This window comes from Pseudomonas aestiva, assembly GCF_039908605.1.
Classification (GTDB): Bacteria; Pseudomonadota; Gammaproteobacteria; order Pseudomonadales; family Pseudomonadaceae; genus Chryseomonas; species Chryseomonas aestiva.
Genome location: NZ_CP150916.1, coordinates 1,509,376 through 1,534,517 on the forward strand (window position 1 = coordinate 1,509,376; position 25,142 = coordinate 1,534,517).

The following is a 25,142-nucleotide window of genomic DNA, read 5'->3' on the forward strand; positions in this document are numbered from 1 at the left end:
CGCCAGCCCTTGACCGTGCCTTTCGAGGAACCGCCAATGCCGGCCCGCTTGCGTGAACTGCTGTCCTTCGTTCGCTACCTCGCCGACCGCTTCATCGAGGATCGCGCGCCCAACAACGCCGCGGCCCTGACCTACACCACGCTGTTCGCCGTGGTTCCGGTGATGACCGTGACCTTCGCCATGCTCTCGGCGATACCCGCCTTCCAGGGCACCGAAGTGCAGATCCAGGCCTTCATCTTCCGCAATTTCGTGCCCTCCACCGGGGCGACCCTGGAGGAATACCTGCGCAACTTCATCGAGCAGGCCCGGCACCTGACCTGGCTGGGCGTGGCCCTCTTGGCGGTGACGTCCTTCTTCATGCTGGTGACGGTGGAAAAGACCTTCAACGACATCTGGCGCGTGCGTATTCCGCGGCGCGGGGTCTCCAGCTTCCTGCTCTACTGGGCCGTGCTCAGCCTGGGGCCCCTGCTGCTGGGCGCCGGCTTCGCCATGAGCACTTACCTGGCCTCGGTGGCTCTGGTGTTCGGCTCCTACGGGATGTCCGGCGCCCAGGCGCTGCTCAAGGTCACGCCGCTGCTGTTCAGCATCGCCGCCTTCACCCTGATGTACGCGGCCGTGCCCAACACCCGGGTCCCGCTGCGCCACGCGCTGATCGGCGGGGCCCTGACCGGGGTGCTGTTCGAGGCGGCCAAGAGTCTGTTCGGTCTCTATGTCTTCTACTTTCCCGGCTACCAGCTGATCTATGGCGCCTTCGCCACGGTGCCGCTGTTCCTGGTCTGGATCTATGTCTGCTGGCTGATCGTGCTGCTGGGCGCGGAGGTGGTCTGCAGCCTGTCCACCACCCATCACTGGCGCCGCGCGCCCTTGCCGGCCTTCTTCATCCTGCTCGCCGTGCTGCGGGCCTTTCTGGAGCGCCAGCAGAGCGGCTCCAGCCTGCACCTGGGACGGCTGCACCAGGCCGGCTGGAAGCTGCCGGAGCATGAATGGCACGCGGTGCTGGCCTTCCTGCAACAGGAACGCCTGGTGTGCCAGAACGACAGCGGCCACTGGGTGCTCTGCCGCGATCTGCATGGCTATGCGCTACTGGACCTGCTGGATCGCGCGCCCTGGGCGCCTCCCGCACCGGACTGCTGGCCGCCCGCCGAACGTTTTCCCGGTGACTGGTATCCGCAGCTGCGGGAAGCCTTCGCGCGGCTGCAGGCACAGCGTCATGAACTGCTCGCCGGCAGCGTGGCCCACTGGCTCAAGGTCGCGCAGGTGCTGGAAGAGAGGGGCGCCCAATGATGAGAGACGGAGCGGCGCGTCACGGCCTGATCAGTGGCCGCGTCCAAGGCGTTTATTACCGCGAGAGCACGCGGCAGGAGGCGCAGCGCCTGGGCGTCACCGGCTGGGTGCGAAATCTGGCGGATGGCCGGGTGGAGTGCCACCTGGAGGGTTCGGTCGAGGCACTTGCCCAGCTGGAACGCTGGCTCTGGCAGGGGCCGGCAGCGGCCCGGGTGACCGGGGTGGTGCTGGAAGAGGTGGGCGGTGAAGGCTTCACCGACTTCCAGGTCAGGCGCACGGACGCCTGACCTGGAGCGGTAGCCCTCAGCGGGCCTTGAGGAAGTCGACGATCTCGGCCAGGGCGATGTTCTGGCTGTCGCTGTCGGTACGGCCCTTGTATTCGACCAGACCTTCATTGAGGCCGCGCTCACCCACCACCAGGCGATGGGGAATGCCGATCAGCTCCATATCGGCGAACTTCACACCGGGGCTGGTCTTCTTGTCACGGTCGTCCAGCAGCACATCGAAGCCGGCGGCCTTCAGTTCGGCATAGAGGCGATCGGTCGCGTCCTTCACCGCGGCGTTCTCGTACTTCATCGGCACCAGGGCGACGTTGAACGGTGCCAGGGCAGCCGGCCAGCGGATGCCACGCTCGTCGTGGTTCTGCTCAATGGCGGCGGCGACCACGCGGGACACGCCGATGCCGTAGCAACCCATGGTGAGCAGGGTAGGCTTGCCTTCCTCGCCCAGGACCGACAGCTTCATGGCCTCGCTGTACTTGGTGCCCAGCTGGAAGATATGGCCCACTTCGATGCCGCGCTTGATTACCAGGGTACCCTGGCCATCGGGGCTCGGATCGCCGGCCACCACGTTGCGCAGGTCGGCGACCTGGGGCAGCGGCAGATCGCGCTCCCAGTTGACGCCGAAGTAGTGCTTGTCTTCCTGGTTGGCGCCGATGCCGAAGTCGCTCATCAGGGCGACCGAGCGATCGACGATGCAGGGAATCGACAGATTCATCGGGCCCAGGGAGCCAGGGCTGGCACCGATGGCCGCGCGGATCTCGGGCTCGGTGGCGAACACCAGGGGGCTGGCGACTTCCGGCAGGTTGGCCGCCTTGATCTCGTTCAGTTCGTGATCGCCACGCACCACCAGGGCGACCAGCTTGCCTTCCTCGGCCCCGCGTACCACCAGGGTCTTCACGGTCTTCTCGATGGCCAGACCGAATTTCTCCACCAGATCGGCGATGGTCTTGGTGTCGGGGGTATCGACCAGACGCAACTCTTCGCTGGCGGCATCGCGCGCGGTTTCCCGCGGCAGGGCCTCGGCCTTCTCGATGTTGGCGGCGTAGTCGGAACTGTCGCTGAAGGCGATGTCGTCTTCACCGGAGCCGGCCAGCACATGGAATTCGTGGGAACCGCTGCCACCGATGGAGCCGTTGTCGGCCTGCACCGGACGGAAATTCAGACCCAGGCGGCTGAAGACGTTGCAGTACGCCTGGTACATGGCGTTGTAGGTTTGCTGCAGCGACGCCTGGTTCAGGTGGAAGGAGTAGGCGTCCTTCATCACGAATTCGCGGCCGCGCATCAGGCCGAAGCGCGGGCGGATCTCGTCACGGAACTTGGTCTGGATCTGGTACAGGTTGATCGGCAGCTGCTTGTAGCTGTTCAACTCGTTGCGCATCAGATCGGTGATGACTTCCTCGTGGGTCGGGCCCACGCAGAAATCGCGCTGATGGCGATCCTTCAGGCGCAGCAGCTCGGGGCCGTACTGCTCCCAGCGACCGGATTCCTGCCACAGCTCGGCGGGCTGGATCGCCGGCATCAGCACCTCCAGGGCACCGGTGGCGTTCATTTCCTCGCGCACCACGGCTTCCACCTTGCGCAGCACGCGCAGGCCCAGCGGCAGCCAGGTATAGAGGCCGGAGGCCAGCTTGCGGATCATGCCGGCACGCAGCAGCAGCTGGTGGCTGATCACCACGGCATCGGAAGGGGTTTCTTTGAGGGTGGACAGCAGGAACTGGCTGGTACGCATGGCTAGGCGGTCTGTCGGCATCGAGACGGGACCGGCATTGTACGGCGGGGTGGGGCAGGGCGTACAGGGACGCGGGTAGCACCGACTAAGGGTCGGAAAAGAACAGCCCGGCGAATGCCGGGCTGCTGGATCGTGCGAGTGACGCTGGCCTCTATCAGAGGATGTTCAGCGGGTACTCGGTGATCAGGCGGAACTCGTTGACGGTGCCGCCGGTGCTGGCGTCGCCACGGTGCCAGGCTTGGCGGACGCGGAAGGACAGGTCCTTGGCCGGGCCGCTCTGCAGGACGTACTTGGCTTCGACGTTGGTCTCGCGCTCTTTGTCGCCGTCCTGGTACAGGCCAGCGTAGGCGGTGCCGCCCTTGGGCGCGTCGATGTCGTGACCGTAGATGTAACGGGCCATGAAGCTCAGGCCGGGTACGCCCAGGGTGGCCATGTTCAGGTCGTAGCGCGCCTGCCAGGACTTCTCGCCGGAGGCGTTGAAGTCGGAGTACTGGATGGAGTTGGCCAGGAAGATGCTGTCGCCACCGTTGCCGGTGTTGGCACCCTTGCCACCGACGCCGACGTAGTCGAACGGCGAGTCGCTGCTCACGCCCTGGTAAGCCAGGGTGAAGGTGTGGGCATCGATGCTGTAGGCGGCGGCCAGCGAGTAGGCATTGTTGGTGAAATCACCCAACTTGGCGCTGCCAGCGTCCTTGGTGTAGTAGTAGTTGAAGTCGAACGTCAGTGCCTGGTTGGCCGCCAGCGGCTGCACGAAGTTGACGTTGGCGTAGTACTGGTTCCACAGATCTTCCATGCGGCCGTAGTACAGCGACGCATTCAGCTGATCGTTGATCTTGTACTTGCCGCCCAGGTAGTCGGCGGAGCCGGCAGTGATGCCAGACGCGTAGGTCGCGCCCAAGTTGCCGTCATGGTAGGTGTTGGTGCGGTCACGCGCAGCGGTGATGTGGCCAGCTTCCAAGAACAGGTTCTCGATTTCTTCGCTGGTCAGCATGAAGCCGGTAGCGGTCTGCGGGAACAGGCGGCTGCCACCCACGGCGAAGACCGGGGAGGTGGGCTGCACGTTGCCGTACTTCAGGACGGTGTTGGAGACGCGCAGTTTCACTGCGGCGCCAGCGGTGGAGTACTCGTCCTTGTTGCGACCGTCGCTGTCGATCTGCAGGTTGCCGGAACCGACGTGGCCGCGGCCGCCGTCCAGTTTCAGGCCCAGGTAGCCGAAGGCATCCACACCGACACCCACGGTGCCCTGGGTGAAGCCCGATGCGTAGTTCATCAGGAAGCCATGGCTCCAATCTTTACGATCGTTGGCGCCGTTCTTGAGATCCCGGTTGAAGTAGTAGTTGCGGTTCAACAGGGTCAGCTTGCTGTCTTCGACAAAGCCCTTGGATTCGGACTGCTGGTCGGCGAAAGCCAGTTGAGTGGTCCCTGCGGCTACGGCCAGGGCGAGAATGCTCCACTTCATCGCTTGCATCAGAAATGCTCCTTTGGGTTGAAAGTCAGCCATCGTGTCAGCCGTGGCTGTTTGTTCTAATGGCGGCACATATAGCACCTCTCTCAGAGGGGCGATAGGCTTCATCAAAATTTTGCGTGTGATGAGCGGATTAACCGTGACTCTTAAGAAAGCTCTTTAAGAGTTCCCGTCCGATCGTCGTACCCGGATCGTGATAGCAAAAAGCGTGCACAAATCCCCAAACGCCGAGCCCGCCTGTCTATCGTCAGGCCTCTCCCCGGGTGACGGGCAGTTTCGGGCGGGTTGATTGCACCTTTGTGACACCAAAGGTTTCACGTTCCCCAAGCCGTGCACACTTTTAGTGCTGACTGGTGTTAGCAGGAGATGAGATGTTCCAAATAGATCCACGACTGGCCGGCGATTCCCTGGAAGTGACGTCCTTGACGCTGTGCCAGGTATTGCTGCTGAACGATCGCCGCTATGACTGGCTAGTGCTGGTGCCCCGTCACGAAGGTGTTACCGAGGTCCTCGACCTGTCACCGCGGGACCAGGCACAACTGTGGCGAGAGGTGACACTTGTTGCCCAGGTGTTGCGTAACGCTCACCCTGACCGCAAATTGAACATCGGCGCCCTGGGTAACGTTGTCCGGCAATTGCACCTGCATGTCCTGCTGCGGCAGGAAGGTGATCCGGCCTGGCCCGGCCCGGTGTGGGGGCACTCGCCACGCGAGCCCTATGCTACCGAGGCTGGCCATGCCGCGGCCGAGCGCTGGCGGGTGCAGCTTGAACAGGAGGCACAGGCATGACTCTCGAAGAACGTATCGCCGACCTGGAGATGCGCCAGGCTTTCCAGGACGACACTATCCAGACCCTCAACGACATCATCGTCGAGCAGCAGCGGACCCTGGATCGCTGCGCGGCGCAGATCCGCATGCTGGCCGAACGCCAGGCGGAGTTGCAGAGCGCAGGCGGTGGCGGCATGCCGGACGAAGCCCCGCCGCCGCACTATTGAGATCCGTTCCGCAGCTGAATCTTGTTGTCGCCCTGACGTACGTGCGCAGGCGGCTTTGCCGGCTACTCTAGCGGCACTGCATCCTTGCACTTTTTTGGTGCAGTCCGGCCTCGTCCCTTGTGGAACTCGCTCCGGGAGAGGCCTGTCCTCTGCGGAGCGAAGCCCACAGCACCTTCAGGACGGAGTACGGTTATGGCGTTTTTCACCGCTGCCAGCCAAGCGGATTTCCAACAACAACTCAAGAATGCCCTCGCGGCCCATGTCGAAGGGGATACCCTCGAACAACTGGATCGCTTCACCGCCCAGTTCTTCGGCATCGTCCCGCTGGAAGAACTCACCCAGCGTCGGCTGTCCGATCTGGTCGGCTGCGTGCTGTCGGCCTGGCGCCTGCTGGACGTCTTCGATCCGGCCGAGCCGCGGGTGCAGGTCTTCAATCCGGATTACGAGCGGCACGGCTGGCAATCGAGCCACACCGTGGTCGAGGTGCTGCACGCCGATTCCCCCTTCCTGGTGGATTCGGTGCGGATGGAGCTCAACCGCCATGGCTATAGCGTCCATACCTTGCAGAACAGTGTCCTCAGCGTGCGCCGGGATGCCCAGGGTCGCCTGCTCGAGTTGCTGCCCAAGGGCCAGCAGGGCGAAGGGGTCACCCGCGAAGCCCTGATGTTCCTCGAGATCGACCGCTGTGCGGCCGCCACCGAGTTGCGCACCCTGGAGGCGGCGCTGCAGGAGATCCTCGGCGAGGTCCGGTTGACCGTTGGTGACTTCGCGGCCATGAAGGCCAAGGTCGCCGATCTGCTGACCTGGCTGGATCGGCGTCCGGCCGGTGTGGAGGAGGGTGAACTGGCCGAGGTGAAGGCCTTCCTCGACTGGCTGCGCAACGACAGATTCACCTTCCTCGGCTACGAGGAATTCACTGTCGAAGGCGATGGCGAGACGGCGATTCAGCGCTATGTGCCTGATTCCCTGCTGGGGCTGTCGCGCCGCCTGCGTGGCCGGCCCGAGACCGCCGAGATCACGCTGTCCGGTGATCCGCTGCGCTATCTGCGCGAGCCGGTGCTGCTGTCCTTCGCCAAGGCGGCCGACCCGAGCCGGGTGCATCGCCCGGCCTATCCCGATTTCGTTTCCCTGCGCGAGGTGGATGCCAGCGGCCGGGTGGTGCGCGAGCACCGCTTCATGGGCCTCTATACCTCCAGCGTCTACAACGACAGCGTGCGGGAGATTCCCTATATCCGCCGCAAGGTCGACGAGGTGCGTCGCCGCGCCGACTTCGACAGCAGCGCCCACCTCGGCAAGGAACTGGCCCAGGTCCTCGAGGGCCTGCCGCGGGACGATCTGTTCCAGACCCCAGTGGACGATCTGTTCAGCACGGCCATGGCCATCGTGCAGATCCAGGAACGCAGCAAGGTCCGCGTCTTCCTGCGCCGTGATCCCTATGGTCAGTTCTTTTACTGCCTGGCCTATGTGCCGCGCGACATCTACTCCACCGAAGTGCGCCAGCGCATGCAGCAGATCCTCATGGATCGCCTGCATGGCACTGACTGTGAATTCTGGACCTTCTTCTCCGAATCCGTGCTGGCGCGGGTGCAGTTCATCCTGAGGGTCGATCCGCTGCAGCCGCAGGACGTCGATCCGGCGCGCCTGGAGCAGGAGATGGTGCAGGCCTGTCGCAGCTGGAAGGACGACTTCGCCAGCCTGATGGTGGACAGCTTCGGCGAAGCCCAGGGCACTTCCATCCTGGCCGACTATCCGCTGGGCTTCCCGGCTGGCTATCGCGAGCGCTTCGCTCCGCACCTGGCCGTGGTGGACATGCGTCACCTGCTGGACCTGAAGGATGATCGCCGTCTGGCCATGGGCTTCTACCAGCCACTGACCCAGACCGGCGACAACATCCTGCACTGCAAGCTCTACCATGCCGATACGCCCCTGGCGCTGTCGGACGTCTTGCCAATCCTGGAAAATCTCGGTCTGCGCGTGCTCGGCGAATTCCCCTACGAGCTGCGCCATCGCAATGGCCGCCGCTACTGGATCCACGATTTCGCCTTCACCACCGTGGCCGGCCTGGAGCTGGACCTGCAGCAACTCAACGACACCTTCCAGGACGCCTTCGTCCAGGTGGTGGACGGCCAGGCGGAAAACGACAGCTTCAACCGCCTGGTACTGACTGCCGGGCTGCCCTGGCGGGACGTCGCGGTGCTGCGTGCCTATGCGCGCTATCTCAAGCAGATCCGCATCGGCTTCGACATCGGCTACATCGCCGCCACCCTCAATGCCCACGTCGACATCGCCCGGGAGCTGGTGCGGCTGTTCCGCATGAAATTCTACCTGGCACGGCGCATGACCAGCGAGGACCTGGACGACAAGCAGCAGCGTCTGGAGCAGGCCATCCTCAGCGCCCTCGACGATGTGGCGGTGCTCAACGAAGACCGCATCCTGCGGCGCTATCTGGACCTGATCAAGGCGACCTTGAGAACCAACGTGTTCCAGACCGACGCCGCCGGCAAGCCCAAGGCCTACTTCAGCTTCAAGCTCGATCCCAAGGCCATTCCCGAGCTGCCGCGCCCGGTGCCGCGCTACGAGATCTTCGTCTACAGCCCACGCGTGGAAGGGGTGCACCTGAGATTCGGCAGCGTCGCCCGCGGCGGCCTGCGCTGGTCGGATCGCGAGGAAGACTACCGCACCGAGGTGCTGGGCCTGGTCAAGGCGCAGCAGGTCAAGAACTCGGTGATCGTCCCCGTGGGTGCCAAGGGCGGCTTCGTGCCGCGGCGTCTGCCGACCGGTGGCTCCCGTGACGATATCCAGGCCGAAGCGATCGCCTGCTACCGCATCTTCATCAGTGGCCTGCTGGACATCACCGACAACCTCAAGGATGGCGAGGTGGTCCCGCCGGCTGCGGTGGTGCGCTACGACGGCGACGATCCCTACCTGGTGGTGGCGGCCGACAAGGGCACCGCGACCTTCTCCGACATCGCCAACGGCATCGCCCAAGACTACGGTTTCTGGCTCGACGACGCCTTCGCCTCCGGTGGCTCGGCGGGCTATGACCACAAGAAGATGGGCATCACCTCACGGGGCGCCTGGGTCAGCGTGCAGCGCCACTTCCGCGAGTGCGGCATCGATGTGCAGACCGATCCGGTCACCGTGGTGGGCATCGGCGACATGGCCGGCGACGTCTTCGGCAACGGTCTGCTGCGTTCGCGGAGCCTGGAGCTGGTGGCGGCCTTCAACCACCTGCACATCTTCATCGATCCCAATCCGGATGCCGAACGCAGCTATGTCGAGCGCGAGCGGCTGTTCAACCTGCCACGTTCGAGCTGGACCGACTACGACGCCAGCCTGATCTCCCAGGGCGGCGGCATCTTCCCGCGCAGCGCCAAGCGCATCGCCATCAGCCCCGAGATGAAGGCACGCTTCGCTCTGCAGGCCGATCACCTGACGCCCAACGAACTGATCAATGCGCTGCTCAAGGCGCCGGTCGATCTGATCTGGAACGGCGGCATCGGCACCTACGTCAAGGCCAGCTTCGAAACCCACGCCGACATCGGCGACAAGGCCAACGACGGCTTGCGCGTGGACGGCTGCGACCTGCGCGCCAAGGTGATCGGCGAGGGTGGCAACCTGGGCATGAGCCAGCTGGCACGGGTGGAATTCGGCCTGCACGGCGGCGCCTGCAACACCGACTTCATCGACAACGCCGGTGGCGTGGACTGCTCCGACCACGAGGTCAACATCAAGATCCTGCTGGGCGACGTGGTCTCCGCTGGCGACATGACCGTCAAGCAGCGCAACACGCTGATGGGCGAGATGACCGACGAGGTCGGCGAGCTGGTGGTCGCCAACAACTACATGCAGACCGGTGCCCTGTCCCTGGCGGAATATCGGGCGCGGACCCACCTGGCCGAATACCAGCGGCTGATCGTGGATCTCGAGGGTCGCGGCAAGCTGGATCGCACCCTGGAATTCCTGCCCAGCGACGAGGTGCTGGCCGAGCGCGCCGCCAAGGGGCAGGGGTTGACCCGTTCCGAGCTGTCGGTGCTGATCTCCTACAGCAAGATCGACCTCAAGGAACAGTTGCTGGCCTCTTCGATGCCGGACGACGAATACCTCGCCCGGGACATGCAGGGCGCCTTCCCGCAGCGCCTGACCGAGCAATTCCCCGAGGCGATGGCGCGCCATCGCCTCAAGCGCGAGATCGTCGCCAACCAGATCGCCAACGACCTGATCAACCACATGGGCATCACCTTCGTGCAGCGCCTGTGCGAGTCCACCGGCATGAGCGCGGCCGATGTCGCCCGCGCCTATGTGGTGATGCGCGATGTGCTGCACCTGCCGCACTGGTGGCGTCAGGTGGAGGCCCTGGATCATCAGGTGCCGGCCGAATTGCAGTTGCGCCTGATGAGCGAGTTGATGCGCTTAGGGCGGCGGGCGACCCGCTGGTTCCTGCGCAGCCATCGCAGTGGCCTGGACGCGGGCGCCGTGGCGGCCTTCTTCGGGCCACGTATCGCCGCGCTGGGCGTACGGCTGGACGAGCTGCTGCAGGGCGAACCGCGCCAGGACTGGGAAGAGCGCTTCCGCGCCTACACCGAGGCGGGCGTGCCTGAACTGCTGGCACGGGTCGTCGCCGGGACCAACCACATCTATACCCTGTTGCCGGTGATCCAGGCCGCGGAGGTCACCGCCCAGGATCCGCTGGAGGTGGCGGCCACCTGGTTCGCGGCGGGTGATGTGCTGGATCTGGCCTGGTATCAACAGCAGCTCAACCAGTTGCCGGTCGCCAATGCCTGGCAGGCCCTGGCCCGCGAGGCGTTCCGCGACGAGGTGGATCTCCAGCAACGCACCATCACCATCGGCATGCTCAACTTGAGCGAGGCGCCCAGTGATCCGGAAGCCCGGCTGTCGCTATGGCTGGAGCGTCACCGGGCGGCGGTGGAACGCTGGCGCGGTCTGCTGGTGGATCTGCGCAATGCCAGCGGTCAGGACTATGCGATGTACAGCGTCGCCAGTCGTGAATTGGCGGATCTCGCCAGCAGCAGTGTCTGAGGTGACGGGCATTCGCGAGTGGTCATCGCGGATGCCCTGACCCGATCAGACGATAGCAAAGGCGGCGTGCCCCTGGGGACGCCGCCTTTTTTGTGCCTGGATCAGCTCAGGGTTTCGGTTGGGTCGAGGGTGCCTTGAGGGCGCTCAGCCCTTGCAGGAGCGCCTGGTGAAAGCGTTCCGGCGCCTGCATCTGCGGCGCATGGCCCAGCTCCGGGAATTCCACCAGGGTCGCCTGGGGAATGCGCTGCGCCGCCGCCTTGCCCAGTTCGGGATAGTGGCCCAGCTGCGCCTTGAGGGCGGCCGGCGCCGCATCCTTGCCGATGGCGGTGGTATCGCGCTGGCCGATCAGCAGCAGGGTGGGCATGCGCAGTCGGTCGAATTCGTAGACCACCGGCTGGCTGTAGATCATGTCGTAGATCAGGGCGGAGTTCCACGCCACCCGCTCCTTGCCCGGTCCCTCGTTGAGACCCGCGAGCATGTCCACCCAGCGATCGTAGGCGGGAGACCATTGGCCGGCGTAATAGGTGCTGCGCTCGTAGTCGCGGATGGCGGCGGCCGAGGTCTTGAGCTCCCGGGCATACCACTGGTCGACGCTGCGATAGGGCACGCCCAGTGCCTTCCAGTCTTCCAGGCCGATGGGATTGACCAATACCAGCTGCTCGGTGGCCTCGGGATAGAGGAGGGCGTAGCGGGTCGCCAGCATGCCGCCGGTCGAATGACCGATCAGGGTCGCCCGAGCGATGCCTAGGCGGTCGAGGAGGGCGCGGGTGTTGGCGGCCAGTTGCTGGAAGCTGTATTGATAGTGCGCCGGTTTGCTCGACTTGCAGAAGCCGATCTGGTCCGGCGCCACTATCCGATAGCCGGCAGCGCTCAGCACCTGGATGCTTTGCGCCCAGGTACCGGCGCAGAAGTTCTTGCCGTGCAGCAGGACCAGGGTCCGCCCGTTCGGTTTTCCGCTCGGCGCGACGTCGAGATAGGCCATTTCCAGAGGCTGTCGCTGGGAGTCGAAGCTGAAGGTCCTGACCGGGTAGTCGTAGGCGAAGCCTTCGAGACGTTCGCCATAGACGGGCGCCGCCTGGCTGAGCGGACTCAGCAGCAGGGCGGCCAGGGGGAGGGCGAGGCGCAGGGACATGGGCAGGATCCTGGGGCTAAACCAGTTCCGACCGGACGCCGGTGGAGAAGATTCCGGATCGCGCCTCGAACGCTGTCGGCCTTGCTGCGGGTGTCCGGGCTGCGGGCCGTTTCGCTTCGCCTCCCGCCCCGGGTCTGATAGTCTGGATGACCTTTGTTTCCAATTCGGCGCACCGCTTTCCCTGCGCTTCTTCCCGATCACACGAGGTTCCCGGTTTGGCGCTCGAGTCACCTTCCAAGACGCAGCCCGACGCTCTGGCCGATTGTGCCAATGAGCCGATCCACATTCCCGGCAGTATCCAGGAACATGGCTTCCTGTTCGCCGTGGAAGAGCCGGATCTGCGCATTGTCCAGGCCAGCGCCAACGTGCGCGAGTACCTTGGCGTCGCCGTGGAGGATGTACTGGGTCGCACGCTTGGCGAATTGCTGCCGGGGTGCGATCTGCCGGCCATGCTCGGGGCCCTGACCCAGGAAGAGCAGAATCCCATCTATCAGGGCGACGTCACCCTGGGGCCGCAGCGGCAGACCTTCGCGCTGTTCATGCATCGCTTCGGTGGGGTGCTGATCGTCGAATTCGAGGCGCCGGTGGACAGCCGGCTCGGCCTCAATACCCTCTATCCCATGGTGCGGGTGTTCATCGAACAACTGCACCAGGCCGAAACCGTGGATGCCATCGCCACGCTCGCGGTGCGCGAAGCCAAGCGCATCTCCGGCTTCGACCACACCATGATCTATCGCTTCGACGAAGAAGGTCACGGACAGGTGCTGGCCGAGGAGTGCGATCCCGGCGTACCCAGCTATCTGGGGCTGAGATTTCCCGCCTCGGACATCCCGGCACAGGCCCGCCGCCTGTACCTGGCCAACCGCATCCGGGTGATCGGCAACGCCTACTACCAGCCGTCGCCGCTGCAGCCGCAGACCAATCCGCTGACCGGCCAGCCGCTCGACCTCAGCTTCGCGCAACTGCGCAGCGTGTCGCCGGTGCACCTGCAGTACATGAGAAACATGGGCACCCTGGCCTCCATGTCGGTTTCCATCGTGGTCGGCGGCCGTCTCTGGGGTCTGGTGCTCTGTCACGATCGCCAGCCGCAGCGGGTATCCTTCCAGACGCGGACCGCCTGCGAACTGTTCGGTCGGGTGCTGTCGCTGCAGATCGATGCCGCCGAGACCCACGCGGAATCCGATCTTCGACTGGCGCTGCGTCAAGCCATGGTGCAGATGCTCTCGACCATGGCCGACCGCGACAGCGTCTGCCAGGGACTGCTGGAGCTGCCCCAGGTCTATCTGGATTTCGCCCGGGCACAGGGCGCCGCCATCATTTCCTCCGACGGCACTGAGCTGATCGGCCAGGCGCCGCCGCGCGACGTGGTGGATAGCCTGGTCGAGTGGCTGTCGGTCAACGTCAAGGATCACTACGTCACCGACAACCTGGCCAAGGACATCGCCGCGCTGCCACAGCTGGCCCAGTATGCGGCCGGGGTGCTTGCCGTACCCATTTCCGAATTGCATTCCCACTATCTGATCTGGTTTCGCAGCGAGCTGGTGCAGGTGGTCAACTGGGCCGGGCGGCCAGCCAAGCAGGAAGGTAGCGATGGACGCCTGTCGCCCCGACAGAGTTTCGTGCTCTGGCAGGAGACGGTCCGCGGCCTGTCGCTACCCTGGTCGCCGCTCGAGCTGGAAAGCGCCATCGAATTGCGCAATGCGGTGCGCGGGATCGTCCTGCGCAAGGCCGAGGAGATGGCCGAGCTGGCCGAGGAGCTGCAACGCAGCAACAAGGAACTGGCGGCCTTCTCCTACAGCGTGTCCCACGACCTGCGTGCGCCGCTGCGCCACATCGCCGGCTATGCCGAGCTGCTGGGCGACATCGAAGGCGGCAAGCTGTCGGACCGGGGGCGGCGCTTCCTGGAAAACATCGGGTCGTCGGCGCGCTTCGCCGGCAGCCTGGTCGACAACCTGCTGAGCTTTTCGCAGATGGGGCGGGCGGCGATCCGCTATTCCGACGTCAATCTGACCGCCCTGGTGGAAGCCATTCGCGAAGAGATGGCCCCGGACTATGCCGAGCGGCAGGTGGAGTGGCACATCGGCCCCCTGCCTGTCGTCATCGCCGATGCCGCATTCGTCCATCTCGCCTTGCGCAACCTGCTGGCCAATGCCATCAAATACAGTCGCTACGAAGAACCGGCGGTGATCGAGATCGGCACCTTGCCGAGTGATTCCGAGGACATCATCTTTGTTCGGGACAACGGTGTCGGTTTCAACATGGACTATGTGGGCAAGCTGTTCGGCGTCTTCCAGCGCCTGCACCATGCCGATGAATTCGAAGGGGTCGGCATCGGTCTGGCCAGTGTCAGACGCATCATCGAGCGTCATGACGGTCGAGTCTGGGCCGAGGGTGCCATCGGCGAGGGCGCTACCTTCTTTTTCGCCCTTCCCAAACAACGTCCGTCCCCGGTACACAAAAGGTAGTTCTGTTCATGCTCAAACCCATTGTGCTGGTCGAAGACAATCCGCACGATCTGGAGCTCACCCTGGTGGCTCTGGAGCGCAGCCAGCTGGCCAACGATGTCGTGGTCCTGCGTGACGGTGCCGAAGCGGTCAATTATCTGCTCAGGCGCGAACCCCATGCCGATCGCGAGCCGGGCAATCCTGCCGTGATGCTGCTGGATCTCAAGCTGCCCAAGGTCGATGGCCTGGAAGTGCTCGAACTGATTCGTCGGACGCCTGAGCTATGCAGCATTCCCGTGGTCATGCTGACTTCATCACGGGAAGAGCCGGATCTGGAGAAGGCCTACGAGCTGGGCGTGAATGCCTACGTGGTCAAGCCGGTCGAGTTTCGTGATTTCGTCGCCGCGATCAGCGACCTCGGCGTATTCTGGGCCGTGCTCAATGAGCCGCCGCCAGGATCGCGTCGTGTCACCAGGCGCATTGGCCGCTAGCGAGTGAAGATCAGTGCATCCGCATCCAGTCATCCGCGACCGGCCGATATGCGCGATCCGGCTTCCCTGAGTGAACAGATTCAAGGCCGACGTCCGTTTATGCCGCTCTCGAAACAGATCAAGATCCTGCTGGTAGAGGACAGCAAGCTCGATGCCGAGCTGATCCTGATCGAGCTGGAAAGGCACGGCTTCGAGCTGCAATCCAAGATCGTCTATGAACGTACCGGTCTGACCCTGGCGCTGAGCCAGCAGACCTACGACATCATTCTCTCCGACATCATCCTGCCGGGCTTCTCCGGTGCTGAGGCCCTGCGCGTGGCGCGGGCGCTGACGCCGGAAACCCCCTTCATCTTCGTCTCGGGCATCTTCGGTGAAGTGCACGCGGTGGAGATGATGCGCCTGGGCGCCAACGACTATGTGCTCAAGCAGAGCATGGAGCTCTTGGCCAAGGCGGTCGAGCGGGCACTGCTGGTGGTGCACGAGCGCCGCGAGCGGCGCCGCGCCGAAGAGGCTCTGCACAGCCTGGAAGTCAGGTCCCGCCTGGCCATGGACGCCTCCCGGCTGGGCATGTGGGAGTATCTGCCGGCCAGCCGTACGCTGGTCTGGGACGAGCGCTGCAAGGCCATGTTCGGCCTGCCGGCCGATGCGGTGGTCGATCTCGAGGTGTTCGCCCGCCTGTGCGGCAGCGATGGCCTCGAACGCTTTCTCGATACGGTCCGCCAGGCGGGCGCCGACGAGCGCGACGACGACTACCGCAGCGAATACCGCATCCGCCTTGATGATGGCGCCCAGCGCTGGGTCGAGACCCGCGGCCAGCCCTTCTTCGATGCTGGCGTCTGCACCCGCTTCCTTGGCGTGATGCTCGACATCACCCAGCAGCGCGACGCCGCGGAGAAACTTGAACGACTCAACGTCAGTCTCGGTGAGCGCGTCGAGGAGCGTACCCGCGAGCGCGATCGGACCTGGGATCTCACCCGCGATCTGCTGCTGGTGTGCAAACCCGACGGCACCCTGGTAGCGCTCAACCCGGCCTGGGAAGAAAATCTGGGCTGGTCGCGGGTGGAGCTGCTCGATTCCTCGCTGCTGGCGCTGGTGCATCCCGACGAGCGCTTCATCACCGACAACGAACTCAAGCAGCTGGCCACCGGTGCGACCAGTCAGCGCTTCGTCAATCGTATCCGCCACCGCGACGGCAGCTATCGCTGGATTTCCTGGACGGCGGTGCCGGATGCCGGCATGACCTACTGCTCCGGACGGGACATCTCCTCCGAAGTCCTGGCGATGGAAGAGCTGGCCGCGGCGAATCGCCAGTTGCGCGAGCAGATCGACGAGCGCGAGCGGGTGGAAGACACCCTGCAGCAGATGCAGCGCCTGGAGGCCGTGGGTCAACTCACCGCCGGCGTGGCTCATGACTTCAACAACCTGCTCACCGTGGTGCTCAGCAGTGCCAGCTTCCTCGAGCGGGATCTGACGCGCCTCGAAGCGAGCGACAAGACCCAGGGGCGGGTGCAGAACATCCGCGAAGCGGGCGAGCGGGGCGCCAAGCTCACCGCCCAGCTGCTGGCCTTCTCCCGCCGTCAGCGTCTGGCGCCCAAGCCGGTCAAGCTCAACGAAACCGTCGAAGGCATGCTCGAACTGCTGCGCAGCACCATGGGTGGCAGCGTCTGGATCGAGACCCACCTGCGCGCCGATTGCTGGCATGCCCTGGTCGACCCGACCCAGATCGAACTCATCATCCTCAATCTGGCGATCAATGCCCGGGATGCCATGGCGGTCGGCGGCACCCTGCGGCTGAGCACCTCCAACCAGACCATCAGCGAGCCACCCCAGCGCCCGGAAGAACCCGAGCCGGGTGAGTACGTGCTGCTGGCGGTGCAGGATTCCGGCACCGGCATGAGCGAAGAGGTGCTGGCCAAGGCCTTCGAACCCTTCTTTACCACCAAGGAGGTGGGCAAGGGCTCCGGTCTGGGCCTGGCCCAGGTGTTCGGCTTCGCCAAGCAGTCCGGCGGTGGCGTGCGCATCGAGACGCAGATGGGCAGCGGCACCACGGTGCTGGTCTATCTGCCGCGTACCGAGGCGGAAGATGCCGTGGATCCGGTCGGGTTACCGACCCCGGGTCGGGACGAACAGGCCGCCGAGCGACGCATCCTGCTGGTCGACGATGATCATGCAGTGCGCAACGTGACCGCCGCGCTGCTGGCGGATCTCGGCTATCAGGTGGTGGAGGCCAGCAACGGCTTCGCCGCCCTGAGCGCCCTGGAGCGTGATCCGCAGATCGATCTGCTGCTGGCCGATTTCGCCATGCCCGGCATGAATGGTGCCGAGCTGGCTCGCCAGGTGCGCAAGCGGTTGCCGCAGTTGCCGGTGGTCTTCATCACCGGCTACGCCGAACTGGGCGAACTCGATCCCGAACAGTCATTCATCGTGCCCAAGCCCTTTCGCGAGGCGGATCTGGCCGCACGGCTGCAGGCCGCCCTGCGCGGCGAGAAGCCCCAGCCTTCGCCGCTCTGAAAACCGCGGTCACTACGAGGTATTTGCGTGTCCACCATCCGTGAAATGTTGCGTGCCGAGGGCGGTGCCCTGCACCAGCAGGTCGATGCCACCTTTGGCCGCTATGAATTGCAGACGCGACCCCATTACACCGCCTTTCTCCAGGCCCATGCCCAGGCCCTGATCGGCCTCGAAGAGTTGCTGGAGCGCTCCGGCATCCAGCGGCTGTTGCCCGACTGGGCAGAGCGTCGCCGCCGCGGGGTGCTGGCGGAGGATCTGCAGCGTCTGGCCGCCGACAGTCCCGAACCCGTCGTCCTCGAGCGCCTGCTCGACGAAGGGGAATGCTGGGGGGTGGCCTATGTGCTGGAGGGTTCCCGATTGGGCTCGCGACTGCTGGATCGTCATGCCGGCGAGAGTCCTGATGAGGCGGTGCGCGACGCCCGGGCCTATCTAGGACATGTGCCGCCCACCGGTGCCTGGCCGGGATTCCTGCAGCGACTGGACGAGGCGGGCAGCGACGCGCAGTTGCATCCGGCGATGCTGGCCGGTCAGCGCCTGGCCTTCGAGGTGTTCCTGGCGGCGGGGCAGCGTCACGCGCCTGCGGTCGCTGCCGGCTGAGACGCTTGCCTAGAACGCCTGCAGATAGCCGATCACCTCGGCGGCACCCAGGCGTTCGAGAATCTCGGCGAGGACGCGGGTGGTCGCCACTTCATTGGGTAGCAACAACCACTCCAGATCCTGGCCAGGTGCGGGCAGCGGCAGGCGGGCATAGTCGAGCTTTAACCCCAGCAGCACCTGGACGAAGTCCGGGTGATTCCAGACCGCATTGGGCAGGGCATAGACCGCGAAGGCCTCCTGCAGGCGGTTGATGGCCGCCTGATCCAGGCTCAGGCACTGGATCTGCGCCGGCACTTCCACGGCGATACCGCGGATGCGGGCGTAGGCGATGATGCTGGCAAGGGCGAGGGTGGTGGCCGCCTCGTTTTCCAGGAACAGCCGCGTACCTCGCCAACTGGCCTGGCGCAGGCGCAAGGGCTGCTCCGCAGAGAGATTCGGCAGGGTGCGATAGAGCGCCGCCTGGAAATCCCGATAGCCGATGATCCGGACCTGCTCGCGAGCCGCAGGCAGGGCGGCCAGTTCTTCCAGTTGCACCGCGGAGTCAGAGGCGCTGTCGCCCAGCCGCTGGCAGAGGCCTTCAATGGCGCGCAGGTCCAGGGCGGCGACCTGCTGGGTATCGACGATCACCAGCTGGCTGAGCAGGGCATGGGCGCGACTCTTGATTTCCTGGGTCGGACCGGACAGGGCGGCGCGTGGCAGGCCAAGGAGCAGATGCAGGGGGTGGCCTTCATCCCACCAAAGACTGGCGCTGGGCGCGGGAAGGGGGAGAAAGGCATCGGCCAGGCGTTCCAGGCAACGCTGAATGCGGCGACTGGCCAGCGAGGGATGCAGATGCAAGGCCAGTGAAGACCAGGGGCTGCCCAGGAGGTTGGCACTGTTGCTCATGAGGTCTCCGGGGCGGATAGGAACTGCACGACCGATTCTAGCGTGGGACAGACAGCGTTATCGTCAAATGATTCCTGAAAGGTAGGATCTTTTGTGCGAGTGACCGTTCGAGTTCGGGGCGAGCGACGTATGGCGGGTGGCAAGCCTGTATAATGCGCGCTTTCCGAATTGCCTGTGAGTCCGCCATGTACGACGCGCTCCGTCCTCTGCTTTTCAAAATGTCTCCCGAAGGATCGCATGATCTGGCGTTGGACCTGATCGGCGCCGCGGGTCGGCTGGGCCTGACGGGCCTCGGTCGGCGGCCGGGCCGGCTGCCGGTGCAGGTCATGGGTCTGGAGTTTCCCAATCCGGTGGGTCTGGCCGCCGGACTCGACAAGAACGGCGCCGCCATCGACGGCTTTGCCGGTCTGGGCTTCGGCTTCATCGAGATCGGTACCGTGACGCCACGGCCGCAGCCGGGCAATCCCAAGCCGCGGCTGTTCCGCCTTGAGCAGGCCGACGCCATCATCAACCGCATGGGTTTCAATAATGCGGGCGTGGATGTCCTGATCGAGCGGGTCAAGGCTGCCCGCTTCCAGGGCGTACTGGGGATCAACATCGGCAAGAACGCCAGTACCCCGGTGGAACGGGCGGTGGACGACTACCTGATCGGTCTGGAGCGGGTCTATGCCCACGCCAGCTACATCACGGTGAACGTGAGCTCGCCCAACACGCCCGGCCTGCGCAGCCTGCAATTCGGCGATGCGCTCAAGAGCCTGCTGGAAGCCCTGCGCCAGCGTCAGGAAGACCTGGCGGTCCGGCACGGCCGGCGGGTGCCCATCGCCATCAAGATCGCCCCGGACCTGACCGATGCAGAGATCGTGCTGACCGCCCAGGCGATTCGCGAGGCCGGGATGGACGCCATCATCGCCACCAACACCACGTTGGGCCGGGAAGGGGTGGAGAATCTGCCCTATGCCGCCGAGGCCGGTGGCTTGTCAGGTGCTCCGGTGCGGGAGAAGAGTACCCATGTGGTACGGGTGCTGGCCGCTGAGCTGGGTGGTCGACTGCCGATCATCGCGGCGGGTGGGATCCTGTCCGGGGAAGATGCGGCGGAAAAGATCGCGGCGGGCGCCAGTCTGGTGCAGCTCTACAGCGGCTTCATCTATCGCGGACCGGCGTTGATCCGGGAAGCCGTGGATGCGATCGCCGCGGCGCGCCCCTGAGGGGAGGGGGCTCGCTGGGAGCCCCCGTGGGACCGGGTCCCTGATCCCGGGAGAGGATCTGACTGGAAAGAAACCAGAACGCTGTGGAAGCCCGGGGCTTCCGCTAGTGAAATCGAATTAGCCTGCGGCTTGAAGTTGATTCATGCGTTGAAGACCGGCGGTGCCTACGTAGCCGTCCCATTGGTCGCTACGGCCCTCACGCCAGCCATTGAGCCAGGCCTGCCGGACGGCGTCCTGGGTGAAGGGGCAGAGGTCCCGCGATTTGCCCACAATGCCGTGCTGATAACCACGCTGGAAAGCTCGTTCCATTGGATCACGCTTGAGTCTTCTCATAGGGTAGTGCCCTCGTAGGTTGACTTGCAGATTGTCCATGGCCCGTTGCAGGCCTGGATGCCAGAGCCGGCGTCCTGACATCCGCCCCGCACCTTCGCGCTGCGGGTGGTCAATTACTAACCAAAGGGGCTCCGGCTGGGAACGACCTTTTAGCTATAAGCCGTAATCAAATCGAAATGAAATGGCGATAAACCGCCGCTGGAATGCCGTCACTGCGGCTTGTTGAGACGCAGTCAAACCTTCTCGCGAGGAGCTGTCTTTGGCGGTCAATCCGACCAAAGGCAGAAAGCTCCTCGCGCTAACCTATGGATTCAACGATGTCCGCGATGCAACAACTCATCCTCACCTGTCCCAAGGGGCTCGAGACCCTGCTGCTGGAAGAGGCCCAGGGCCTCGGCCTGCAGGAAGCCCGCAGCCAGACCGCGGCGGTGCGCGGCGAGGCGAGTCTCGCGGACGCCTACCGCCTGTGCCTCTGGTCGCGCCTGGCCAACCGGGTGCTGCTGGTGCTGGCCCGTTTCCCGGTGGAAGATCCCCAGGGCCTGTACCTGGGCGTGCACGGTGTGGAATGGGAAGAACACCTGGCCCCCGACGGTACCCTGGCGGTGGGCTTCAGTGGCCAGGGCGCCGGCATCGACAACACCCATTTCGGTGCCCTCAAGGTCAAGGACGCCATCGTCGATCGCCTGCGCGAGCGCACCGGGCAGCGGCCCACGGTCGACAAGATCGCCCCGGACCTGCGTGTTCACCTGCACCTGGAGCGTGGCCAGGCCATCCTCTCGCTGGATCTTTCCGGTCAGAGTCTGCACCAGCGTGGTTATCGCCTGCAGCAGGGCGCCGCGCCGCTCAAGGAAAACCTCGCGGCCGCGGTGCTGATCCGCGCCGGCTGGCCGGCCCTGGCCGCGGCCGGCGGCGCGCTCGCCGACCCCATGTGCGGGGTAGGTACCTTTCTGGTCGAGGCCGGCCTGATGGCGGCGGACATCGCCCCCAACCTGCGCCGCGAGCGCTGGGGCTTCTCCGCCTGGCTGGGCCACGTGCCCGCGCTCTGGCAGCAGCTGCATCAGGAGGCTGAAGCCCGCGCCGCTGCGGGTCTGGCCAAGGCGCCGACCTGGATCCGTGGCTACGAAGCCGATCCGCGACTGATCCAGCCGGCGCGCAACAACATCGAGCGGGCCGGGCTGTCCGAGTGGATCAAGGTCTACCAGGGCGAGGTCGCCAGCTTCGAGCCGCGGCCGGACAAGGGCCAGACCGGCCTGGTGATCTGCAACCCGCCCTATGGCGAGCGCTTGGGCGATGAAGCCAGCCTGCTGTACCTCTATCAGAATCTCGGCGAGCGGCTGCGTCAGGCCTGCCTGGGCTGGCGCGCGGGGGTCTTCACCGGCGCGCCCGAGCTGGGCAAGCGCATGGGCATCCGCAGCCACAAGCAATACGCCTTCTGGAACGGCGCCTTGCCCTGCAAGCTGCTGATGTTCGAGGTCGAGACCCGTCAGTTCGTCACTGGCAGCCGCAACGGCGAGCGTTCGACCACCGACCAGGCGGCCGAGCCGGCCAAGCTCAGCGAGGGCGGCCAGATGTTCGCCAATCGCCTGCAGAAGAATCTCAAGCAGCTCGGCAAGTGGGCGCGTAACCAGGGCGTGCAGTGCTATCGCCTCTATGACGCCGACATGCCCGAGTATGCGGTGGCGGTGGATCTCTATGGCGATCGGGTGCACGTGCAGGAATACGCGCCGCCGCGCTCCATCGATCCGGACAAGGCCCAGGCCCGTCTGCTCGATGCCCTGGCGGCCATTCCCCAGGCGCTGGACATCGATCCGTCAATGGTGGTGGTCAAGCGGCGCGAGCGACAGAGTGGTACCAAGCAGTACGAACGCCAGGCCGCCCAGGGTGAGTTCCTGCAGGTGGAAGAAGCGGGTGCCAAGCTGCTGGTCAATCTCACCGATTACCTGGATACCGGTCTGTTCCTCGATCACCGTCCGCTGCGCCTGCGGCTGCGCCAGGAAGCCCAGGGCAAGAGATTCCTCAACTTGTTCTGCTACACCGGTGCCGCCACGGTGCAGGCCGCAGTAGGCGGGGCGCGGAGCACCACCAGCGTCGACCTGTCGCGAACCTACCTGGACTGGGCCCGGCGCAACCTGGCCCTCAACGGCTTCTCCGAGCGGCATCGCCTGGAGCAGGGTGATGTGCTGCACTGGCTGGAAAACGATCGTGGCGAATATGATCTGATCTTCGTCGATCCGCCGACCTTCTCCAACTCCAAGCGTCTGGAAGGGGTGTTCGACGTCCAGCGCGATCACGTCGCCCTGATCGACTCGGCCATGGCCCACCTGAGTCGCAATGGCGTGCTGTACTTCTCCAACAACTTCCGCAAGTTCGAGTTGGACGCAGGCCTCGCCGAGCGTTATCGCGTCGAAGAGATCAGCGCCAGCACCCTGGATCCGGACTTCGCGCGCAATCCCAAGATCCATCGCGCCTGGCGGTTCAGCCTGCAATGAGGTCCGCCGCCTGAACTGCCGCTGAACGGGTCGGGCATCGAGCCGTTCAGCCTGTGACCCGGCGCAATCCAGCCTTTTCCCGGGAACACCCGACCCCGCCATGCCGTCCACAATGACGGCGCGGCGCTGGGTCGTGCCTGGCGGGACGAGGAGGGAAAGGTTCTACAATGCTGGTTTCACTGCAGGCTCTCAGGGCCCTGGCCGCCTGGCTGGTGGTCTTTCATCACTTCATGCAGGTGTTCTTCGACTTCCACGCCGACAGCCTCGGCGGTCATCTGCTCTCCACCCGGGGACAGGTCGGGGTCGATATCTTCTTCGTGCTCAGTGGCTTCGTGATCTACCTGTCCACCGCCGGCCGATCGCTCAGGCGCAGCACCTTCCTCTGGCACCGCATCGCCCGTATCGTCCCGGCCTATTGGCTGTACACCGCGGTGACGGCGCTGATCCTCTATCTGGCCAGCGACGTGATGCCCATCTATGGCGTCGCCGCCCGTGAATTGCTGCTCTCGCTGTTCTTCATTCCCAGCGAGAACCCCGCGGGCTTCGGCCATTATCCGATCCTGCCGGTGGGCTGGACGCTCAACTTCGAGATGCTGTTCTACCTGCTGTTCGCCCTGTCCTTTGGCGTGGCCGAGCGCTGGCGCATCGGCGTGGTCAGCCTGCTGGTGATCCTGGTCAGCCTGGTGCTGGCCCGCGAGTCCTTTGTCAGCAGCTTCTATCGCAATCCGATCATCTTCGAATTCCTGCTGGGCGTGAGCCTGGCCGCGCTCTATCGCCGCGGCGCCCTGCGCGGACCCCGGCCGCTGGCGCTGGCGGCGGCCCTGGCGGCCCTGACCTGCCTGGTGGCCTTTCCGGCCGACCATCCCTGGCGCCTGCTGACCTGGGGCGTGCCCAGTGCGGTCCTGGTGGGCGCCTGCGTGATCCTCGAGCCCTGGTTCGCCGGCTCGCGCCTGTGCAAGGCGCTGGGGGACTGGTCCTATTCGGTCTATCTGGTGCACGTCATCGTGCTCTGGCTGGGCGACTACTGGCTGCACCAGCAGTGGGGTTTCAGCCCCTACCAGACCCTGGCGGTCTGTCTCCCGGTGATCCTGCTGCTGGCCTGGGGGAGCTACGAATGGATCGAGCGACGCCTCTCCCGCACCCTGCGCCAGCTGGGCGAACGCCTGGCGGGACGGCGTCCGCAGTGGGTGGCCGGTCAGTAGGACGCGCGTTCGGCGGCGGTGAGTTCGGGCAGCAGGGCCCGACCTTCCGCCGAGGAGCGCTGGGCGGCTTCCAGCAGGGCCATCAGCGCGCAGGCCTGGGCCGGAGGGACGGGATTGGCGGCGCGCCCGGCGAGGGCCTCGACCAGGGCGAGGTAGTAGCGGCGGTGATCGCCCGCCGGCGTCGGCAACGCCTGGCGTTCGCCATCGCCGGTGATGAGCCAGCCGGAATCCGGATCCTGGCCCCAGTCCGGACCACCGGGGCGCACGCCGGCCTTGAGCGCGTCTTCCTGGCAATCCGCTCCCTGCTTGATCCAGCTGCCCGCGGTACCCTGGGCGAGAAAGCGCGGCACACCGCCTGCCGCCAGCATCCCGGCTCTCAGGGTCACTTGACGGGTGCCGTAGTCCAGTTGCACCTGGAACCAGTCGTCGGTGAGGGCGCCGGCGCGCTGCCGCACCAGCTGCGCCTGCAGGCGCTCGGGCAGGCCGAACAGGCAGAGCGCCTGATCCAGCAGGTGGGGGCCGAGGTCGAACCAGAGTCCACTGCCGGGGAGTGCCGCTTCGCGCCAGCGCGTGCGTACCTCGGGACGAAAGCGCTCGATGCGCGATTCCAGGCTGGTCAGCTCACCCAGGGCGCCACTGGCGAGTACCGCCTGCAGCCCGAGAAAATCACTGTCCCAGCGGCGATTCTGGAACACCGACAGCAACCGGCCGGCCTGTTCGGCTTCAGCGGCCAGTTGCCTGGCTTCGGCGAGGGTAACGGTAAAGGGCTTGTCGACCACCACGTGCTTGCCGGCGGCCAGGGCGGCGCTGGCGAGGGGTGCATGGGTCTGGTTGGGTGAGGCGATCACCACCAGGTCGATGGCCGGATCCTGCACCGCGGCCAGGTAGTCCGCGGTGACGCGCACCTTGGGCAGGTCGGCCTGTACGCGCGCGGCATCCCGTGAGGCCACCAGCTCCAGGCTAAGACCGGGAATCGACCCCAGCAGGGGACCATGGAAGGTCTGACCGACGAAGCCGTAACCGATCAGGGCGACGCGAAAGGGGGAGGGCATGAGGCATC

At 65.2% G+C, this 25,142-nt stretch carries 18 protein-coding genes; 12 read left to right on the forward strand and 6 right to left on the reverse strand.

Going from position 1 to position 25,142, the window contains the following annotated elements:
- Nucleotides 1-36: 36 nt before the first annotated feature.
- Together AABM56_RS06955 and AABM56_RS06960 are read left to right on the forward strand one after the other, a co-directional pair.
- On the forward strand, nucleotides 37-1,284 hold the full coding sequence (locus AABM56_RS06955; protein ID WP_133859717.1) for a YihY family inner membrane protein: 1,248 nt from the start codon (nucleotides 37-39) through the stop codon (nucleotides 1,282-1,284).
- On the forward strand, nucleotides 1,284-1,571 hold the full coding sequence (locus AABM56_RS06960) for an acylphosphatase (protein WP_133859991.1): 288 nt from the start codon (nucleotides 1,284-1,286) through the stop codon (nucleotides 1,569-1,571). Before AABM56_RS06955 ends, AABM56_RS06960 begins: the two co-directional genes overlap by 1 nt.
- A 16-nt stretch (nucleotides 1,572-1,587) precedes the next feature.
- On the opposite strand, the gene AABM56_RS06965 is transcribed toward AABM56_RS06960, so the two are convergent.
- Together AABM56_RS06965 and AABM56_RS06970 are read right to left on the reverse strand one after the other, a co-directional pair.
- Complete coding sequence (locus tag AABM56_RS06965; RefSeq protein WP_133859716.1) at nucleotides 1,588-3,294, reverse strand: proline--tRNA ligase; 1,707 nt, start codon at nucleotides 3,292-3,294, stop codon at nucleotides 1,588-1,590.
- Between the two features lie 154 nt (nucleotides 3,295-3,448).
- Nucleotides 3,449-4,762: an OprD family porin gene (locus tag AABM56_RS06970; RefSeq protein ID WP_133859715.1), complete on the reverse strand. Its 1,314-nt coding sequence runs from the start codon at nucleotides 4,760-4,762 to the stop codon at nucleotides 3,449-3,451.
- Between the two features lie 368 nt (nucleotides 4,763-5,130).
- Between AABM56_RS06970 and AABM56_RS06975 the strand changes: the two genes are divergently transcribed.
- The 3 genes from AABM56_RS06975 to AABM56_RS06985 all read left to right on the forward strand — a co-directional run bounded on the left by AABM56_RS06975 (nucleotide 5,131) and on the right by AABM56_RS06985 (nucleotide 10,793).
- Nucleotides 5,131-5,547, forward strand: a complete 417-nt coding sequence (locus AABM56_RS06975) for an HIT domain-containing protein (RefSeq protein WP_133859714.1) — start codon at nucleotides 5,131-5,133, stop codon at nucleotides 5,545-5,547.
- On the forward strand, nucleotides 5,544-5,753 hold the full coding sequence (locus tag AABM56_RS06980; protein ID WP_064306679.1) for a SlyX family protein: 210 nt from the start codon (nucleotides 5,544-5,546) through the stop codon (nucleotides 5,751-5,753). The genes AABM56_RS06975 and AABM56_RS06980 overlap by 4 nt, the downstream gene beginning before the upstream one ends.
- A 192-nt stretch (nucleotides 5,754-5,945) precedes the next feature.
- The gene (locus tag AABM56_RS06985) at nucleotides 5,946-10,793 is read left to right on the forward strand and encodes an NAD-glutamate dehydrogenase (protein WP_263258945.1); all 4,848 of its coding nucleotides are present in this window, start codon (nucleotides 5,946-5,948) and stop codon (nucleotides 10,791-10,793) included.
- 106 nt (nucleotides 10,794-10,899) lie between these two features.
- Here the strand turns inward: AABM56_RS06985 and AABM56_RS06990 are convergent, their stop codons facing one another.
- Nucleotides 10,900-11,925: an alpha/beta fold hydrolase gene (locus AABM56_RS06990; protein WP_263258946.1), complete on the reverse strand. Its 1,026-nt coding sequence runs from the start codon at nucleotides 11,923-11,925 to the stop codon at nucleotides 10,900-10,902.
- A gap of 215 nt (nucleotides 11,926-12,140) precedes the next feature.
- Between AABM56_RS06990 and AABM56_RS06995 the strand changes: the two genes are divergently transcribed.
- The 4 genes from AABM56_RS06995 to AABM56_RS07010 all read left to right on the forward strand — a co-directional run bounded on the left by AABM56_RS06995 (nucleotide 12,141) and on the right by AABM56_RS07010 (nucleotide 17,968).
- Entirely contained in the window at nucleotides 12,141-14,390 is a 2,250-nt protein-coding gene (locus AABM56_RS06995) for an ATP-binding protein (protein WP_133859711.1), read from the forward strand.
- A gap of 8 nt (nucleotides 14,391-14,398) precedes the next feature.
- A complete protein-coding gene (locus tag AABM56_RS07000) occupies nucleotides 14,399-14,860 on the forward strand; it encodes a response regulator (RefSeq protein WP_133859710.1) in 462 nt (153 codons plus the stop codon).
- Between the two features lie 99 nt (nucleotides 14,861-14,959).
- Nucleotides 14,960-17,371, forward strand: coding sequence for a response regulator (locus AABM56_RS07005; RefSeq protein ID WP_133859709.1), 2,412 nt, complete (start codon nucleotides 14,960-14,962; stop codon nucleotides 17,369-17,371).
- A 27-nt stretch (nucleotides 17,372-17,398) separates the two neighbouring features.
- The gene (locus tag AABM56_RS07010) at nucleotides 17,399-17,968 is read left to right on the forward strand and encodes a biliverdin-producing heme oxygenase (protein WP_178083870.1); all 570 of its coding nucleotides are present in this window, start codon (nucleotides 17,399-17,401) and stop codon (nucleotides 17,966-17,968) included.
- A 9-nt stretch (nucleotides 17,969-17,977) separates the two neighbouring features.
- On the opposite strand, the gene AABM56_RS07015 is transcribed toward AABM56_RS07010, so the two are convergent.
- The gene (locus AABM56_RS07015; protein ID WP_133859708.1) at nucleotides 17,978-18,853 is read right to left on the reverse strand and encodes a hypothetical protein; all 876 of its coding nucleotides are present in this window, start codon (nucleotides 18,851-18,853) and stop codon (nucleotides 17,978-17,980) included.
- Between the two features lie 185 nt (nucleotides 18,854-19,038).
- Between AABM56_RS07015 and AABM56_RS07020 the strand changes: the two genes are divergently transcribed.
- Complete coding sequence (locus tag AABM56_RS07020; RefSeq protein ID WP_133859707.1) at nucleotides 19,039-20,058, forward strand: quinone-dependent dihydroorotate dehydrogenase; 1,020 nt, start codon at nucleotides 19,039-19,041, stop codon at nucleotides 20,056-20,058.
- A gap of 117 nt (nucleotides 20,059-20,175) precedes the next feature.
- Here the strand turns inward: AABM56_RS07020 and rmf are convergent, their stop codons facing one another.
- The gene (gene rmf / locus AABM56_RS07025) at nucleotides 20,176-20,391 is read right to left on the reverse strand and encodes a ribosome modulation factor (RefSeq protein ID WP_059232223.1); all 216 of its coding nucleotides are present in this window, start codon (nucleotides 20,389-20,391) and stop codon (nucleotides 20,176-20,178) included.
- A gap of 317 nt (nucleotides 20,392-20,708) precedes the next feature.
- On the opposite strand from rmf, the gene rlmKL reads away from it, so the two are divergent.
- Both rlmKL and AABM56_RS07035 read left to right on the forward strand, forming a co-directional pair.
- Entirely contained in the window at nucleotides 20,709-22,880 is a 2,172-nt protein-coding gene (gene rlmKL, locus AABM56_RS07030) for a bifunctional 23S rRNA (guanine(2069)-N(7))-methyltransferase RlmK/23S rRNA (guanine(2445)-N(2))-methyltransferase RlmL (protein WP_133859706.1), read from the forward strand.
- 167 nt (nucleotides 22,881-23,047) lie between these two features.
- Nucleotides 23,048-24,082 carry an acyltransferase gene (locus tag AABM56_RS07035; protein WP_133859705.1) on the forward strand — a complete coding sequence of 345 codons (1,035 nt, stop codon included), beginning with the start codon at nucleotides 23,048-23,050 and terminating at the stop codon, nucleotides 24,080-24,082.
- Here the strand turns inward: AABM56_RS07035 and AABM56_RS07040 are convergent.
- Entirely contained in the window at nucleotides 24,076-25,134 is a 1,059-nt protein-coding gene (locus AABM56_RS07040) for an oxidoreductase (protein WP_133859704.1), read from the reverse strand. The genes AABM56_RS07035 and AABM56_RS07040 overlap by 7 nt on opposite strands.
- Between the last annotated feature and the right edge of the window lie 8 nt (nucleotides 25,135-25,142).

Excerpts from the sequence above, each read along its gene's own strand:
- AABM56_RS06955 (WP_133859717.1), top strand. The coding sequence starts at position 37 with ATGCCGGCCCGCTTGCGTGAACTGCTGTCCTTCGTTCGCTACCTCGCC.
- AABM56_RS06960 (WP_133859991.1), top strand. The coding sequence starts at position 1,284 with ATGAGAGACGGAGCGGCGCGTCACGGCCTGATCAGTGGCCGCGTCCAA.
- AABM56_RS06965 (WP_133859716.1), bottom strand. The coding sequence starts at position 3,294 with ATGCGTACCAGCCAGTTCCTGCTGTCCACCCTCAAAGAAACCCCTTCC.
- AABM56_RS06970 (WP_133859715.1), bottom strand. The coding sequence starts at position 4,762 with ATGCAAGCGATGAAGTGGAGCATTCTCGCCCTGGCCGTAGCCGCAGGG.
- AABM56_RS06975 (WP_133859714.1), top strand. The coding sequence starts at position 5,131 with ATGTTCCAAATAGATCCACGACTGGCCGGCGATTCCCTGGAAGTGACG.
- AABM56_RS06980 (WP_064306679.1), top strand. The coding sequence starts at position 5,544 with ATGACTCTCGAAGAACGTATCGCCGACCTGGAGATGCGCCAGGCTTTC.
- AABM56_RS06985 (WP_263258945.1), top strand. The coding sequence starts at position 5,946 with ATGGCGTTTTTCACCGCTGCCAGCCAAGCGGATTTCCAACAACAACTC.
- AABM56_RS06990 (WP_263258946.1), bottom strand. The coding sequence starts at position 11,925 with ATGTCCCTGCGCCTCGCCCTCCCCCTGGCCGCCCTGCTGCTGAGTCCG.
- AABM56_RS07000 (WP_133859710.1), top strand. The coding sequence starts at position 14,399 with ATGCTCAAACCCATTGTGCTGGTCGAAGACAATCCGCACGATCTGGAG.
- AABM56_RS07005 (WP_133859709.1), top strand. The coding sequence starts at position 14,960 with ATGCCGCTCTCGAAACAGATCAAGATCCTGCTGGTAGAGGACAGCAAG.
- AABM56_RS07015 (WP_133859708.1), bottom strand. The coding sequence starts at position 18,853 with ATGAGCAACAGTGCCAACCTCCTGGGCAGCCCCTGGTCTTCACTGGCC.
- AABM56_RS07020 (WP_133859707.1), top strand. The coding sequence starts at position 19,039 with ATGTACGACGCGCTCCGTCCTCTGCTTTTCAAAATGTCTCCCGAAGGA.
- rmf (WP_059232223.1), bottom strand. The coding sequence starts at position 20,391 with ATGAGAAGACTCAAGCGTGATCCAATGGAACGAGCTTTCCAGCGTGGT.
- rlmKL (WP_133859706.1), top strand. The coding sequence starts at position 20,709 with ATGTCCGCGATGCAACAACTCATCCTCACCTGTCCCAAGGGGCTCGAG.
- AABM56_RS07035 (WP_133859705.1), top strand. The coding sequence starts at position 23,048 with ATGCTGGTTTCACTGCAGGCTCTCAGGGCCCTGGCCGCCTGGCTGGTG.
- AABM56_RS07040 (WP_133859704.1), bottom strand. The coding sequence starts at position 25,134 with ATGCCCTCCCCCTTTCGCGTCGCCCTGATCGGTTACGGCTTCGTCGGT.